Source organism: Arthrobacter sp. AQ5-05, from assembly GCF_003287975.1.
Classification (GTDB): domain Bacteria; phylum Actinomycetota; class Actinomycetes; order Actinomycetales; family Micrococcaceae; genus Paeniglutamicibacter.
On the sequence record NZ_QMKQ01000002.1, the window covers coordinates 306305 to 322476 of the forward strand.

Below are 16172 nucleotides of genomic sequence, written 5' to 3' on the forward strand. Positions count from 1 at the left end.
TTACTACTGGTAGGACGCTACGTATGCTCCGCTGGACGCATCAAAGATCGCGTATTCGACACCCTTTACCGTTTCGATTACGAAATCGATCGCTTCGCCTTTGTAGCGGATCCCGGTTAAGGCACCTTCAAAGGATTTTGTGGGCAGCATGGATTTGAGCATTCCGTGGGTATTTGGGTCGATGTTCAGCGCGAATGACAATTCACCCTCGTGCCAATTCGATGATTCGAAGTTCGAGGCATTCCGGGCATCGGTCCAGTTCAGGAGTTGCTTGGCAGAAACCATGGGAATGGAATTGCGGATGGCGATCTCCATGAGCTCGGAATCAAAACCTGTACTGAAATCAAAGTGGGTGCCGAAGGCTCCATAGAATCCTTCGGAACCGGTAGCCCGGTCCAAGAGGCGTTCCACTGCCTCGGGATGCCCTGCGAAGACCTCATCAACCAGGTGTGTTTCTTGTTGGTATACATTGATGAGATCGTCGTTCGAGTCGCTAAAACGCATCGGCAGTCCGGAGCCCGTCATGAAGCCAGCACGCTCACGGATCCAGTCACCGGGCCAGTAATAGTAATTCATGTCCAGTCGAATGCCCCAGCTTCGTTCAATGCTCGCTTGCGTTGACCACTCGCTCCAAGCGATGCAATGCAACCTGTTCCCGGTCTGGGGTGGAAGGTTACGGTACTTTCTCCGGAATTCGCCCATGGATTGTGAGAAGGCCAGCGTCAGGGATTTGGCATCCCAGTCCGCACATCCGGTGGAGACATGGGCACCGATATCGAACCCGAGGTCGGCGTAGCTCTTGGCTGCATCAGGGGCGAGCCCCGATTCCGGATACAGCCACGACGTCGCCCGAAAGCATTCCCACCGTTCGACGGAACAACCGTCGGGACTGAGTTCATTCAGACGACCAAACATCGTGGCAGTTCCTTTGGCAGTTCCATGGTCGTCCGCGGACATGATCAACACGGCCTTGGAGAAATTCGGGAAGTACCAGAATTTGTGCATCGGTCCATTGCCTTGGTTCACGTAAACGATCAAGTTGGAAAATAACCGCAGGTGTTCGTCGGCCTGGGGAATATGGACCTTCGCCAGATCCAGATAGTCGCGATCCGCGGCCCCAAAAAATAGGTCGTTCGGGCGGATGGGCGCAATGCCGTCGCGTTCGATTCCTGCCCACGCGGGATTTCCTTGCCGTGTAAGAACTGTGGACTTGGCGAGGTTGAATGCGTATGCTGCCACGTTTCCGCGCCCGTTTGACCCCGGTTTCAACGTGACTGCCGGCGACCCCGGCGATCCCGACGCGGTGCTACGCAGCGTAGCGATGGCCCGCGTGTCTCTCTCCATCTCCAGCCGGGACGACTCACCGTGGAATTGAATGGAATCGGCGACGATGCCTTTGCCCGGGGCCTGCGACGTGTCGACTTGAAGGTATCCGTTGGAGATATCCGTGCCGTGGTTTTTCACGCCCGCGAGCTCGGCAATGGGCCCCATCGGATTCATGGCGATGAGGTTGCCGTTATCGTTCTTGACCCACTCCGAGATCATTCCGGCTGCGCTCGATCCCACGGAGCCAGCGCTTAGGATCGCCAGATCGTGGGCTTGGAGGATCTGTGGTGTTAGCTTATCGATGGAGATGGTTTCGAAATTGTTCAATCCTTCCACGCGAAGCATTTCGGCATATTGCGAAGCAAATTCACTGGCTTTATCAATGACCAGCAGGATCGATCCGCCCGGGCCAAGTTCGAGGGACTTTTTTTCGGGAACGGAAAAAGTCCATGTGCTCAAATTGCTTCGGCTGTTGTCTGCTGCGGCGTCGCCCTGCACCGAGGCAACATAGTTTCCAGGGGCCAATTTCCTCGAGGGCTCAAAAATAATGGATCGGCGATCGACCCCGTATTCGAGTTGGCCATTGACAGAGTTTCCCTGCTGGTCACGTAGCAGCAGACCCAGCCGGCTGGATTTTTCGTTGATTGGGCGATCCAACCAAGCGACCACGGCGGCCTCACGAGAAACGGAATTTGCACCGTCGCGCGGAAAAAGAGAAACGATTTGAGCTTCACTGGGCATGTGCTTGTAGCCCATGGTGCTAGTAACAAATACCAGCAACCCCAAGAACGCGATTGTTATCAGCACTACTCGATACGTGTTTCCACGCAAATGACTCATGACGCAATTTCCCCAAATTCACGTTGAGCCCCGTCCCCCCAATGGTCCGAGTCTGATCGAGATTACCGACAGGAATAACATTAATCAACACTTCGGCGAGACTCATGAGAAGTGCTGGCGAAATGGGGACCGTCTTTTGCGAGCGTCTTGACGGCACTGCGCATTTCGAGGGAACCCGTCGGATCGGGGGCAGCGGCCCGGCTTCGAACAGGTGTCCGTTCCGGCCCGACGCTCCCCCTTGCCGCCCGGGGACTACTCCCCGAGCGTCTCCGCGGCCTCCAGCCAGGCCATCTCCAGCTCGTCCTTCTCGCCCTGGGCACCCTGCAGGGTGGCGTTGAGCGTGGCGACCTGGTCGAACTTCATCGCCTCGGATGCCACCGCCATCTCGGTGTGGAGCTTCTTGATCAGGGATTCGAGCTTGCCCATCTGGCGCTCGACGCGGTTCAGTTCCTTGCGTGCCTCGCGCTTTTCGGCCTCGGTCGGTCCGGTTGCCTCCGGGGTCGCGGCGGGACCGGTCTTGTCCGTGGGCGCCCCGGTGTTGGACGTGCCGTGCACCCCGGCGCGCAGTTCCAGGTACTGGTCCACGCCGCCGGGCAGCCCGCGCAGCTTGCCGTCGCCCAGCAGCGCCAGCTGGTGGTCGGTGACGCGCTCGAGCAGGTAGCGGTCGTGGCTGACCACCACAAGGGTGCCGGGCCAGCCGTCGAGCATGTCCTCGATGGCGGCCAGGGTGTCGGTGTCCAGGTCGTTGGTGGGCTCATCGAGCATCAACACGTTGGGCTCGCCGATGAGCAGGCGCAGCAGCTGCAACCGGCGGCGCTCACCGCCCGAGAGCTCCTTGACCGTGGTCCACTGCTTGTCGGTGCCGAATCCCAGCTGCTCGGCGAGCTGACCGGCGGATACTTCCTTGCCACCGACCTCGAAGGACATCCGCTCGGCCTTGATGACCTCGATCAGGCGCATGTCCTTGATCTCGTCGAGCTCCTTGACCTCCTGGGTCAGGATCGCGGTCTTCACGGTCTTGCCCCGCTTGATCACCCCGGAGGTGGGTTCGATCTGCCCGTTGAGCAATTGCAGCAGCGTGGACTTGCCGGCGCCGTTGACCCCCACGATGCCCAGGCGTTCGCCCGGGGCCAGGCGCAGGGTGATGTTGTTGAACAGCGGCTTGCCGGTTCCGAAGTCCAGGGAGACGTTCTCCAGGTCAAGGACGTCCTTGCCCAGACGCGCGGTGGCCATCTTGTTCAGTTCCACGGTGTCGCGGGCGGCCGGCACGTCTGCGATGAGCGTGTTGGCTGCCTCGATGCGGAACTTGGGCTTGGCGGTGCGGGCCGGGGCGCCGCGGCGCAGCCAGGCCAGTTCCTTCTTGACCAGCTGCTGGCGCTTGTTCTCGACCACGGAGGCGGTCTTGTCGCGCTCGGCACGGGCCAGTACGTAGGCGGCGTAGCCGCCGTCGAACGGATCCACGGTGCCGTCGTGCACTTCCCAGGTGCGCGTGCAGATCTCATCCAGGAACCAGCGGTCGTGGGTGACCACGAGCAGGCCGTTGGAGTTGGCGCGCCAGCGGTTTTTCAGGTGCTTGGCCAGCCAGGCGACGCCCTCGACGTCCAGGTGGTTGGTGGGCTCGTCGAGCATGATGACCTCGTGCTCGCCGATGAGCAGCTTGGCCAGGGCGACGCGGCGCTTCTGGCCGCCGGAGAGCGAGTTGACCTCGGCGTGCCAGTCGACCTCGCCGACCAGCCCGCCCATGACCTCGCGCACCAGCGGGTTCGAGGCCCACTCGTGGTCCGCGGCCTCCCCCACGATGGCCTCGCCGACGCTGAGCGCCCCGTCGAGCACGTCGGTCTGGTCCAGGTAGGCCACCCGCACGTCCCCGCGCTTGGTCACCCGGCCCTCGTCGGGGCTCATGCGGCCGGCCAGCAGGCGCATCAGGGTGGACTTGCCATCTCCGTTGCGTCCGACCATGCCGATGCGGTCCCCGTCCTCGAGTCCCAGGGAGAGCGAGTCAAGGACGGTACGGGTGCCGAAGGACATCGAGACGTTTTCGGCGCCGAGCAGGTGGGCCACGGTGTGGTGCTCCTTTTGTTAAGGGGTTTCGATGACGGCGGGCAGGATGCCGGCGCCGGGGACCGGGCCGTGGACGGACAGCGTTGCCACGCCCGCCTCATCCGAAAGCTGGGTGATGATTTGGGCTGCATGGCCCGGGTTGCGGGCAAGCAGTGCCAGGGTGGGGCCGGAGCCGGAGACCAGTGCGTGCAGCGCGCCTGCGGCCTCGCCCAGGTCGCGCACCACGCCAAGCTCCGGGGCCAGGGCCAGGGCGGCGCGGGTCATGTCGTTGGCCAGCAACGGCGCCAATGCGTCCAGGTCCCCGTCAAGCAGCGCCCCCACCATGGCCGGGTCGACCTCTCTCGGGGTGGTGACCTCCTCGTTGGCGCGCAGCCGGTCGAGCATGCCGTAGACCCTGGGGGTGGACAACCCGTAGGAAGCCGGGACCAGCACCCAGTCGGTGCGGGTGCGCAGCAGCAGCGGGGCCAGCTCGTCGCCGACGCCAAGGCCGACGGCGGCGCCCCCGTGCATGGCGAAGGGCACATCCGCGCCCAGGCGTGCGCCCAGGCGGGAGAGTTCCTCGCGGTTCAGCCCAGTGCCCCAGAGCGCATTGCAGGCCACCAGCGTGGCCGCGGCGTCGGCCGAGCCCCCGCCCATGCCCCCGGCGATCGGCACGCGCTTGGTGATGCACAAATCGACCCCGGCGTAGTGCCCGGTGTGTTCGCGCAGCATCATTGCGGCCTTGACCACCAGGTTGTCCGGGCCCAGCGGAAAGGATTCGGGGTCCGCGACCGCGGTGGAATCGGGGTGCAGCGAGACCTGGATTTCCTCGTCGGCACGTGCGGTGGCCGAGACATCCTCGTAGAGCGAGACGGCCAGGTACAGGCTGGCCACCGAATGGTAGCCGTCCGGCCGGGGCGGTCCGACCCTGAAGTAGCAGTTGATCTTTCCCGGGGCCCGGGCAACGACGGTATGGGTCATGGGGTGCCGGGTACGGATGCGACCTTGGCCTCGGCAATCGCGGCGAATTCGGCGATGCCGAGCTTTTCGCCGCGGGCCTGCGGGTCGACGCCTGCGGCCAGGAGCGCGGCCTCGGCCAGGGCCGGGGATCCGGCCCAGCCGGCCAGGGCGGCGCGCAGCGTCTTGCGGCGCTGGGCGAAGGCCGCGTCGATGACTGCGAAGACCTCTTGGCGGGTGGCGGTGGTCTGTGGCGGGTTGCCGCGTTCGAAGCCGACCAGCCCGGAGTTGATCTTCGGGGCGGGCCAGAACACGTTCATGCCAATGACGCCGGCCTTGCGCATGGTGCCGTACCAGGCGCCCTTGACGGACGGCACGCCGTAGGTCTTGTTGCCCGGGCCCGCGGCCATGCGGTCTGCGACCTCGTCCTGGACCATGACCAGGCCGTGTCGCAACGAGGGGAAGTGCTCGAGCAGGTGCAGCACCACGGGCACCGCGACGTTGTAGGGCAGGTTGGCCACCAGCGCGGTGGGCGCGTGGGGCAGCTCGGTGACCTTCATGGCGTCGGAGAGGATCACCGTGAGGTTCTCCGCCTTCGCCGGGCGCATTTCGGCAACGGTCCGCGGCAGCCGGGCGGCGAGCTTCGGGTCGATTTCCACCGCGACGACGCGGGCGGCGGCATCCAGCAGGCCCAGGGTCAGCGAGCCGAGGCCGGGTCCGACCTCCAGCACCGTCTCGGTCGGGTCCAGCTTGGCGGTGGCCACGATGCGCCGGATGGTGTTTCCGTCGATGACGAAGTTCTGCCCCAGCGTCTTGGTGGGGCGCACGTCGAGTTCGCCGGCGAGGCGGCGGATCTCGGTGGCGCCGAGCAGTGGTGGCGGGGTCGATTCTACGGAAGTCACGGTTCAATCTTAGTTCAGGGCCCGGCACCCGCGGACCGGGGCGTTTGCCCGGGCGGGCGAGGGGTCGATTGGCACAAATGGCCAATGGGCCCCGCCCGGTATCGGGGGAACCCATTGGTCAAGGTGTTCTTGTGTGCACCGGAGCAACCGGTGTCCCGGGCCTGGGGCCCGGGTGTTGGTGTTAGCGCAGGCCCAGCTTGCTGGAGCAGGCCGGCCAGTGGCCCCAGCCGCCGCTGCGGCGCAGCACCTCGGCGGTGGCGACCTGCTCGGCGGGGGTGGCCTGGTGCGGCAGGGCGGCGTACTTGGTGCCGCCGGCCCCGCGCCAGCTGCTGGCGGAGAACTGCAGCCCGCCGTAGTAGCCGTTGCCGGAGTTGATGGACCAGTTGCCGCCGGACTCGCACTTGGCCAGCGCGGACCAGGCGCCCGAAACGCTGCCGGGGGTGCTGGTGGACTTGGGCTTCGGCTTGGGCTTGGTGCCCACGGAAACCTCTGCGTCAACGGCCTTGGTGGTGAGCTTGTCGCTGTCGAGCTTGCGGTCGGTTTCCTTGCCGTCGCGCAGTGTCACGGTGTAGGTGAGGGTGCGTTCGCCGTCCTTGCCCTTGACCAGGGTCTTCTTGGAGCCAACCAGGGCGTCGGAGTCCTTGGTGGTGTCGGTGCCGTGGGCAACGACCTTGGTCTTGGTGACGGTCTTGGTCTCGACGCGCACGATCTTGAGCTTCATCTCGTCGGTGACGACGTCGGTGGCCTTGGCGTTGAGTTCGTCGTCCTTGCCCAGCTGCAGCTTGGCTTCATCGAGCACCGCCTCAACGGTCTCGGCGGTGGTGTTCAGCTTCTTGGTCTTGCCGTCGACCTTGATCGAGACGTCCTTGGGAGTGGAGATGTCGATCGCGGTGGACAGGGAGGCCAGGGCGAGTGCCGGGCCCTGGCCGATCTGTGCCTTTTCCGAAACATTCAGCTGGTCCACGACATCGGCGACGGTCAGTCCGGTGGTGTGCACGACGCGGTCCACGCCATCGATGCTCACGTTCACGGCCTTGTTGCGCTTGATCTCGATCAGCGCGCCGTCGGCGACCGGTGCTTCCAGTGCCGGGGTGACCACGTCGCGGTCCCCCACGGGGATTGCGGAGTCCTTCAAGACATCGCCAACGGTGGCGGCGCGCGTGGAGACGGACTGGCTTTGGCCGTCGATGGCCACGGCAATGGTCTTGCCGGCACCGACGAACATGACCAGGCCGAGGATCAACGCGGTCAAAACGGCTGCTTGCGCGCCGACTTTCACCCAGCGATTCTTAAGGGCATTCTGCACAGGATTCCAAACTTCGGTATATCCCGGGCACGGGGGCAACAATGACACACGGCGGGTGAACGGTTGCCCCGGCAGAAACCGGGCGCAGCCCACCATGTGCTCATTGGTTGGTGCGAGCACAATCCAATTCTTTTTCATCTCATCGATGTTGCGGCGGGGCGCTTGCGAACTCGCCCCGTGCAGAATCAAATGCACCCGGGAACCTTCCCCGATCCCGGCTACTAAAGACCAACCGTAACCGAATCGTAATAAGGCCGCAAGGACTTCGTGCTTGCCTTGTGCACAAAAGCGGCTAGAAGTCCCCGTAGACGCGCCGGGTGTTTGCGGCCAGGGTGCGGCAATAATCTTCGAGGTCCGACCCCGTTGTCTCGGCCATGAAGCGCACGGTTTGCGGGATCAGGTAGCTGGCGTTCGGCCGGCCCCGGTAGGGGTGCGGGGTGAGGAACGGGGCATCGGTCTCCACCAGCACCAATTCCGGCCTGGCCACCAACAATGCCGCACGCAGGTCGTGCGAGTTCTTGAATGTCACGGTCCCGGAAAAGGAGAGGTACCAGCCGTTTTCGTTGCAGATCCCGGCCAGCTGCGCGTCACCGGAAAAGCAGTGGAAGACCACGCGCTCGGGAAGAGATTCATCCCGCAGGACACGCACCACATCGAGATGTGCGTCACGATCGTGGATTTGCAGGGCCTTGGAATGCTCGCGGGCAATGCGGATGTGCTCGCGGAAGGAGTGCTCCTGGGCCGGGCGGCCGGGCTCCCGGGTGCGGAAATAATCGAGTCCGGTCTCCCCCACGGCCCGCACCCGCTCGTGGGCGGCGAGTTCCTCGATGCGCGCAATGGCCGCGTCAAGGTCCCCGGTGGCAGCCAGGCGCGCGGCGTCGTTGGGGTGGATCGCCACGGCGGCCAGCACCCGGGAATCCTCGGTGGCCGCGCGCACCGCGAACTCGGAGGATTCCACGTCGCAGCCGACCTGGATGACCCCGGGCACTCCGACCGAGTTGGCCGCATCGAGGGCCTGGGCGACGGTGACATGGATCGAGCCGTCTCGGAAGTCCAGGTGGGTGTGGTTGTCGGGGACGCCGAAGGGCAGCGGTTCGGGTGCCGGAGGGTAGGAGAGGTTGCGCTTCTTGCCGTGCTCGTCCTGGGCGCTGCGGTTCGGGGCGCCCGGTTCATGGCCGGCATCGGGCCGAAGGTAGGCGGCCGGCACGCCCAGGGTGGCGCCGATGGCCGATTGCTGTTTTGAAGCAGGCATTGGTGCCTTTTCCCCTTCGTTTGGTGTCCCGGTTTTACGGGCCAATGGCCGTTGGCCAATCCAGCGTACGCGGCCCGGCACACCGGTGCGCCCCAGCGTGACGCAGCACACGCCAATGACGGTATCGTTGGAAAGGAGATTTACATACCTTCCACCGTACGGATGCGTTCCAGGAGGACCTTGCATGTCGCTTTCCACCGAGTCCCAGATTCTTCCGGCCGATGAATTCGGCCGGGTCTGCGAAGAAGTGCTGGCCGGTATCGCCACGGTGATCGACGGCAAGGCGGAGGTGGCACGCACCGCGCTGATCGTCCTGCTGGCCCAGGGCCACCTGCTGCTGGAGGACGTGCCGGGGGTCGGCAAGACCATGCTGGCCAAGACCCTGGCCAAGTCGGTGGACTGCACGGTGCACCGCATCCAGTTCACCCCGGACCTGTTGCCCTCGGACGTGACAGGGGTGTCGATCTTCAACCAGAACACCCACGAGTTCCAGTTCCGGCCCGGCCCGGTGTTTGCGCACATCGTGATCGGCGACGAGATCAACCGGGCCAACGCCAAGACGCAGTCGGCGTTGCTTGAATGCATGGAAGAGGGACAGGTCACCGTCGACGGGACCACCCACATCCTTGAAAGCCCGTTCATGGTGATCGCCACGCAGAACCCCATCGAGCTGGAGGGCACCTTCCCGCTGCCCGAGGCACAGCGCGACAGGTTCATGGCCAAGATCTCCATGGGCTATCCGGACGCCGCCGCCGAGATGGCGATGCTCGAGACCCACCAGTCCACCTCGCCGTTGGATAACCTGCGCCCGGTCCTTGACCTGTCCTCGCTGCACAACCTGATCAACACCGTGGCAGCGGTCTACGTTTCCGACCCGGTGAAGGAATACGTCGTGGCCCTGGGCCGGGCGACCCGCGAGCACGCGGACATCCGGCTGGGTGCCTCCCCGCGTTCCCTGCTGCAGCTGCTGCGCGCCGCCAAGGCCGAGGCCGCACTGAACGCCCGGGATTACGTGTTGCCCGAGGACGTGCGCAACATCGCCGCCAAGGTCCTGGGGCACCGGCTGATCCTGCACCGGCGGGCCGAGGCCGCCGGCTCGAACGCCGAATCGATCCTGGTCTCCATCCTCAACGCGATACCGGTGCGCGCCGGGGCCCGCGGCTAGTCCGCCCGGTAGACCACAGGCCAAGGCAGCAACTTCCATGAGCATCCCGTCGGCGGAACCCAACGAGTTCCGCGAATCCCCGTCCGGCAACCGCTGGACCACCGCAGAAAAACCTGCAACGCTGCGCGAAAAAGTCCACCTCGGGTTCCTTACCGCGCGCGGCTGGGGGCTCTTTGCCGCCGGGGCGATCGCCCTGCTGCTGGCCTTCCTGATGGGCCGGCGCGAGCTGCTGGCCATCTCCCTGTTCCTGCTGCTCACCCCGCTGCTGGCGGCCTTCCTGCTGCGCTTTGGCAATTCCGAGCTGGCCGTCACCAGGACCTTCAACCCGCAGCAGGCCACCACCGACGCCGGGGTGCGGGTGCGGCTGCACATCACCCACCGGGGCGGCGGGGCCGGGCCCCTCACGCTGCGCGACACCTTGCCGGAGGATTTCGGGGCGGGCCCGGAATTCCGCTACCCCTCGCGCACCGCCACCTCGGGCCCCGAGGGCTCGGGCAGCTGGTACGAATACCGGCTGCGCCTGGCCACCCGCGGCATCTACTCCATCGGGCCGGTCCGCGCCCAGGTCTCGGACGTCTTCGGGCTGGCTTCCCGGCCCTCGGCCCTGGATGTGCCCAGCGCGCTGCTGGCGCTGCCGGTGTGCGAGATGCTCGAACCCACCGGCATCCCCGGCGAGCACGGCTCCCACGGGCAGGCCGCCTCGAACCGCCGGCTGACCCCGGATTCCTTCGAGGTGATGACCCGTGAATACCGCCCCGGGGACACCGTGCGCCGCATCCACTGGCCGGCCACGGCCAGGAAGGGAACGCTGATGGTGCGCCAGGAGGACTACCGGGCCACCCCGCGTGCGGTACTGATGCTGGACCGCTCGCGCACCGCATTCCTCGCCCAGGGCGTGGGCGCCGAACCGGTGCTGAAGATCCCGCAATTCACCTCCACCCCCAAGGACTCGAGCCGCCGCTTCGAATGGGGGCTGCACGCGGCCCTGGGCATCGGCGCCTACCTGGCCCAGACCGGGTTCGGCATCGACTTGATCGACCACCGCGGCACCTCGATCAACGCGGTCTCGGCCTCGGGCACCGAGGACTCCGCAGAGCTCTTTGCCGGGCCCCACGCCACCGCGAGGATGCAGCAGGCACTGGCCGCCCTGGGACTGGAGGACGCCACCGGGGAACGCCGCGAACCGGCCCGGGCCACGCTGGCCGCGGCCCTGAAGGAACGCATGCGCGAGCGCGGGGACCGGCTGGTGTTGATCCTGGGCGAGATCACCGAGGCGCAGGCCGACACCTGGCTCGAGGTGGTTGGCGCCCGCAGCAAGGTCACGGTGCTGTGCGTGGCCAACCGCGAGGGACACCTCGCCCCGGTCATCTCCCGCTTCCGGCAGGCCGGCTGGGCGGCCGTTGCCGTCAACCCGAAATCCACGCTCGCCGGGGCCTGGGCGGAATTGGGGCGGACCTCATGAGCACACCGACCCTGGACAAACCCCGGGTCCCGAACCCGGACCCGCCGGCCCCCCGTCGCCGGGCACCTGCACGGAACCTGTCGGCCGCGGCCTTCTCCGCCTGCGCCGTGCTGGTGGCCGTGCTGGGGGCCGCCGCCTCGCTGCACGGGGTCGTCAGCGACTGGGGCTGGATGCTGCAGGTCACCGCGGTGGTCGGTGCCATCGTGCTGGCCGCCAACCTGGTCCGGGCCTTCGGCGCCCGCCGCTACCTGGGCACTGCGGCCGGCGCCGTGGTGGCGGTACTGGTGCTGACCTTCCTGTTTTTCGCCAACACCGCCTGGCTGGGCGTGGTGCCCACGGCCTCGACCTACCGCGCACTGCTGCGGGTGTGGGCGCTGGCCAACGACCAAATGGGCTCCCAGGTGCCCCCGGTGCAGAGCACCGGGGTGATCGTCTTTTCCGTGTGCGTGTGGGCAGCCGCGGTGGCCCTCGCGGTGGATGCCCTGGCCTTCGAGATCCGGGCCGCGGCCCTGGCCGGGCTGCCGCTGGCCATGCTGCTGTCGATTTCCTCGCTCTTCGAGGCGAACGGGGCGGGCATCGGCACGGTGTCGGTCACCGCGGTGGGCTACCTGCTGGTCCTGGCAGCTTCCCGCTGGCAGGACGGTTCCGGTTCCGGGCGCCGGGCCATGGAGCTGCCGGATCCGGGCACCGGCGGGCGGGGAACCCCGGGACCCAGGACGCGTTCGGCACTGCTGCAGGGCACCGCGATCATCGCCGGGGCGCTGGCCACGCTGCTGGTGCTGCCCTCGGCCATTCCCGGCTTCTCCAAGGGCATGCTCACCGAGGGCACCCGGCCCTCCTGGGGCCAGCTGGCCACCAACATCGACCCGATGATCGTCCTGGGCAACGACCTGCGCAACAGGTCCTCGGGCACCGTGCTGCACTACTTCACCGATTCGCGCACCCCCGTCTACCTGCGCACCTCGGTCATCGGGGACCTCACCGCCGATCGCTGGGAACCGGATCCGGACATCTACCGGGTCCCGGCCACCGAGAACCTGGTGACCCGTGCCTTCCCGACGGTCTTCGAGTCGGCCCAGCCGGCCTTCACCCGCGTGGTCACCGACAAGTACCGGGGGCTGTGGATGCCCCTTCCGGCCAACGCCATCACCCTGAACGGGCTGGGCGGTTCCTGGGGATGGAGCCCCGACACCGGGACGCTGCGCGCCGCCCAGGGCTCCCCCCCGGCGGCCGAGGACTACACCGTGATGAGCGTGAACCCCGAGATCACCGCGAAGTCGCTGCGGGAGCTGTCGGCCTCGATGCCCGGCGGCTTCTTCGCCGAGGTCGACCAGGAGTTCCTGGCGCTGCCCCAGGACACCCCCGATTCGCTGGCCGAGGCCACCCGGGACGCGGTGGCCAAGGCCGGGGACGAGGCGTACGAGCAGGCCGTCGCCATCCAGGACTACCTGCGCTCCACGGTGTTCACCTATTCGGAAAAGACCCCCGTGCAGGACGGCTACGACGGCAGCGGGATGAAGGTCATTGATGCGTTCCTGCAGGAAAAGGCCGGGTACTGCATCCACTTCGCCTCCACCATGGCGCTGATGGCCCGCGAGCTGGGCATCCCCAGCCGCCTGGTCACCGGCTACTCCCCCGGCACCCCCACCGGGGTGAAGATCACCGGGCAGAACGGCGCGGAACTGAACGAATACATCGTGAACTCGCGCAACGCCCACCTCTGGCCGGAACTCTACTTCCCCGGCGCCGGCTGGGTCGCCTTCGAGCCGACACCCGGGCGCGGGGTTCCGCCGGCCTACGCGCCGGCGCTTCCGGCAACCACCGCCGGCTCCGCCGACGACCCGCGTCTGGCCAACCCGTCCAACTCGGCCTCCGGTCCGTCGGCCGCCGAGTCCTCCTCGAGCGCCCCGGCCGCGGCCGCGGGCTCCGACCCCGACGCCGGGACCCCCTTCTCCGGCCTGCTGCCGCTGGTGCTGATCGTGCTGCTGGCCGGTGCCGGTCCGTGGGCGGCCCGCCGCATCCAGCGCACCGGACGGCTGGCGCGGATGCGCCGCCCGGGCGAAATCGACCAGGAATACGGCAGGGAAACCGGTGCCGCGGCGGCATGGGCCGAACTGGTGGCCCTGGGCCTGGACCATTCGACGCCCATGCGCCACGACGAATCGGCCGGGGACTACTCCCGCCGGCTGGCCCGCATCCTGCCGAACGCTGCCGGACCCCTGTCGGTCCTGGCCGGGGCCTACGAGCGGATGCGCTACGCGCCGGGGCACGGGCAGCCGGACACCGCGGTGTTGGCCGAGGCGCTGTCCGAGGTGAAGCACGCCCTGGCCGCCGGCATGGGCCCCGGCGAGCGGCTGGGCCGGGCACTGTGGCCGCGTTCACTCTTTGCCCCGCGCCCGCTGGAGCCCTTCGGCTATGCCTCGGGCAGGTAGGCGGCCAGGTAGTCGGCCAGGGCCTCGAACTGGTCGGGCGGGATGAATCCGGTGCCCTTGATCTTGGACAGCTCCAGGGTGCTGTGCACCGGGCGCGGGGCCATTGCGGGGTGCCCGGCCCGGTAGGCATCGGTGCTCGTGGCGGTGATGCGGCCCGGGTCGTGGCCCAGGGCCGCAAAGACCTCGGCTGCGATGCGCGCCCAGGAGACCGCATCACCCTCGTTGGTCAGGTTGTAGGTCCCGTAGGGGGCCTGCGAGTCGAGCAGGTGCAGGATGCCGGCGGCCAGGTCTCTCGCGAAGCCGAGGCGGCCGTATTGGTCGTCGATGACGTTCGGGTTCACCGACGTGCGGGCCAGTTGCGCCATGGTGGACACGAAGTTCTGCCCGTCCCCCACCACCCAGCTGGTGCGCACCAGGTAGTGCCGCGGCACCTGGGCCACCACGGCGTCCCCGGCGGCCTTGGTCTGCCCGTAGACCCCCAGCGGGCAGGGGGCGTCGAACTCGGTGTAGCCGGGCTTGCGCCCGTCAAAGACGTAGTCGCTGGAAAGGTGCACCAGGGTGGTCCCGTGTGCGGTGCAGGCGGCGGCCAGCTGCCCCACGGCGGTGACGTTGGCTGCCCAGGCGGCCCGGCGACCGGCCGGGGTTTCGGCCTCGTCGACCAAGGTGTAGGCGGCTGCATTGATGAGAGTCCGGTACCCGGAGAGGTCAAGGGCAGCCAGCTGGTGGGCATCGGTGATGTCCAGTTGCCCGCGGGCGGCGAATTCGAAGCTGCCGTCGGCAGGTGCCAGGGCGGCCAGGGCACGGCCCAGCTGCCCGTTCGCGCCGAGCACCAGGGTCTTGCGCGGGCCCACCGGGGTGAGCGCTTCCAGCATCGGGTGGGTCCGATCGGCATCCGAGACGGTGGCCTTGGCCAGCGGGATCGGCCAGGGGATGCCGGCGGACGGATCCGCCAGGTTCAGGAAGGTGTATCCGGAACGGGCCTTTTCCGACCAGTGCTCGGTGACCAGGTAGCTGTATCCGGTGTCCGGTTTCAGGGTCTGGAAGCCGTTGCCGACCCCGCGCGGCACGAAGACCGCCTGCCCGGGGCCGAGCGTGGCGCTGAAGCTCTTGCCGAAACCCTCCCCGGCGCGCAGGTCCACCCAGGCTCCGAAGACGGATCCGCCGATGACCGCCACGTACTTGTCCCAGGGCTCGGCGTGGATGCCGCGGGTGGTCCCGGCCAGGCGGTTGAAGGAGACGTTGTTTTGCACGGGGCGGAAATCGGGCAGCCCGGCGGCCACCATCTTTTCGCGTTGCCAATTTTCCTTGAACCAGCCGCGGGCGTCCTCGTGGACCGGCAGGTGGACCAGCAGCAGGCCGGCGATCCCGGTTTCCTGCACGATCGGTGCGTTGTTCATTCCCCCGTCCCGTTCTCCGGGGCCGCGATGCCTTGCGCCGCGTGGGCAGCTTCCTGGAGCAGGTAGCGCTGCTCGGTCCCGGCCTTGGTGCCCTCCCACCACCACGCGTTCTCGCGGTACCAGGAAATGGTTTGGCCCAGGCCGGCGGACAGGTCCCGGTGTACCGGGCGCCAGCCCAGTTCGGTGCGCAGCACCGAGGCATCGATCCCGTAGCGCAGGTCGTGGCCCGGCCGGTCGGTGACGGTGTCAAAGGCTTCGGGGTCCTGGCCCATGAGCCCCAGGATCGATTGGAGGACCTCGCGGTTGGACTTTTCCCCGTCGGCGCCGATGAGGTAGGTCCTGCCCACCGTGCCGCGGTTCAGGATTTCCCACACCGCCGAGGAGTGGTCCTGGACATGGATCCAATCCCGGACGTTGGCCCCGGTGCCGTAGAGCTTGGGCCGCACCCCGGCCAAGATGTTGGTGATCTGTCGCGGGATGAACTTCTCCACGTGCTGGTAGGGGCCGTAGTTGTTGGAGCAATTGCTGATGGTCGCCCGCACCCCGAAGGAACGCACCCATGCCCGCACCAGCATGTCCGAGGCGGCCTTGGTGGCCGAGTACGGGCTGGAGGGGTTGTAGGGGGTGGTGTCGGTGAACCGGTTCGGGTCATCGAGTTCCAGATCCCCGTAGACCTCGTCGGTGGAGATGTGGTGGAAACGCACCTCGTGGCGGCGCACCGCCTCGAGCAGCGTGTAGGTGCCCACCACGTTGGTGTCCAGGAACGGCCTGGGGTCGAAGAGCGAGTTGTCGTTGTGGGATTCGGCGGCAAAATGCACCACGGCGTCACAGGCGGCGACGAGTTCGTCGACCAGTGGCGCTTCGGTGATGTCGCCGATGGCCACGGTGAGCCGCGGCCCGGGGATTCCCTGCAGCGAGGCCAGGTTTCCGGCATAGGTCAGCGAGTCAAGGACGGTCAGATGCGTGTCGGAGTGCTCGATCAAGTAGTGCACGAAGTTGGCCCCAATGAATCCCGCACCCCCGGTAACCAGGATTCTTTTCATGATTGCAAGGCTAGCTCCCCTCCCCATCCGTGACTAGGTGTGCCTAGGAT

General features: G+C 66.9%; 11 protein-coding genes. 3 read left to right on the forward strand and 8 right to left on the reverse strand.

Annotation, left to right across the window (positions count from 1 at the left end; translation table 11 throughout):
- Positions 1–3: 3 nt before the first annotated feature.
- The 6 genes from DQ353_RS03945 to DQ353_RS03970 all read right to left on the reverse strand — a co-directional run bounded on the left by DQ353_RS03945 (position 4) and on the right by DQ353_RS03970 (position 8623).
- Complete coding sequence (locus tag DQ353_RS03945; protein WP_181578231.1) at positions 4–2112, reverse strand: Ig-like domain-containing domain; 2109 nt, start codon at positions 2110–2112, stop codon at positions 4–6.
- A gap of 306 nt (positions 2113–2418) precedes the next feature.
- Positions 2419–4227 (reverse strand): ABC-F family ATP-binding cassette domain-containing protein, encoded by a 1809-nt coding sequence (locus DQ353_RS03950; RefSeq protein WP_113761473.1) that lies wholly within the window; start codon positions 4225–4227, stop codon positions 2419–2421.
- A gap of 18 nt (positions 4228–4245) precedes the next feature.
- A complete protein-coding gene (locus DQ353_RS03955; RefSeq protein ID WP_113761474.1) occupies positions 4246–5187 on the reverse strand; it encodes a 4-(cytidine 5'-diphospho)-2-C-methyl-D-erythritol kinase in 942 nt (313 codons plus the stop codon).
- Entirely contained in the window at positions 5184–6065 is an 882-nt protein-coding gene (rsmA, locus tag DQ353_RS03960; protein ID WP_113761475.1) for a 16S rRNA (adenine(1518)-N(6)/adenine(1519)-N(6))-dimethyltransferase RsmA, read from the reverse strand. Before rsmA ends, DQ353_RS03955 begins: the two co-directional genes overlap by 4 nt.
- Positions 6066–6246: 181 nt before the next feature.
- Positions 6247–7344, reverse strand: coding sequence for a resuscitation-promoting factor (locus DQ353_RS03965; protein WP_286166591.1), 1098 nt, complete (start codon positions 7342–7344; stop codon positions 6247–6249).
- Positions 7345–7663: 319 nt separating this feature from the next.
- A complete protein-coding gene (locus DQ353_RS03970) occupies positions 7664–8623 on the reverse strand; it encodes a TatD family hydrolase (RefSeq protein ID WP_286166592.1) in 960 nt (319 codons plus the stop codon).
- A gap of 184 nt (positions 8624–8807) precedes the next feature.
- Here DQ353_RS03970 and DQ353_RS03975 point away from each other — a divergent pair, with 184 nt between their 5' ends.
- The 3 genes from DQ353_RS03975 to DQ353_RS03985 are packed head-to-tail and all read left to right on the forward strand — an operon-like array spanning position 8808 to position 13682.
- A complete protein-coding gene (locus tag DQ353_RS03975) occupies positions 8808–9788 on the forward strand; it encodes an AAA family ATPase (RefSeq protein WP_113761478.1) in 981 nt (326 codons plus the stop codon).
- Positions 9789–9825: 37 nt separating this feature from the next.
- On the forward strand, positions 9826–11250 hold the full coding sequence (locus DQ353_RS03980; protein ID WP_113761479.1) for a DUF58 domain-containing protein: 1425 nt from the start codon (positions 9826–9828) through the stop codon (positions 11248–11250).
- A complete protein-coding gene (locus tag DQ353_RS03985) occupies positions 11247–13682 on the forward strand; it encodes a transglutaminase TgpA family protein (RefSeq protein WP_181578232.1) in 2436 nt (811 codons plus the stop codon). Before DQ353_RS03980 ends, DQ353_RS03985 begins: the two co-directional genes overlap by 4 nt.
- Here DQ353_RS03985 and DQ353_RS03990 read toward each other — a convergent pair.
- Both DQ353_RS03990 and rfbB read right to left on the reverse strand, forming a co-directional pair.
- The gene (locus tag DQ353_RS03990; RefSeq protein WP_113761481.1) at positions 13664–15079 is read right to left on the reverse strand and encodes a sugar nucleotide-binding protein; all 1416 of its coding nucleotides are present in this window, start codon (positions 15077–15079) and stop codon (positions 13664–13666) included. The genes DQ353_RS03985 and DQ353_RS03990 overlap by 19 nt on opposite strands.
- A complete protein-coding gene (rfbB, locus tag DQ353_RS03995) occupies positions 15076–16122 on the reverse strand; it encodes a dTDP-glucose 4,6-dehydratase (RefSeq protein ID WP_113761482.1) in 1047 nt (348 codons plus the stop codon). The genes DQ353_RS03990 and rfbB overlap by 4 nt, the downstream gene beginning before the upstream one ends.
- Positions 16123–16172: the final 50 nt, after the last annotated feature.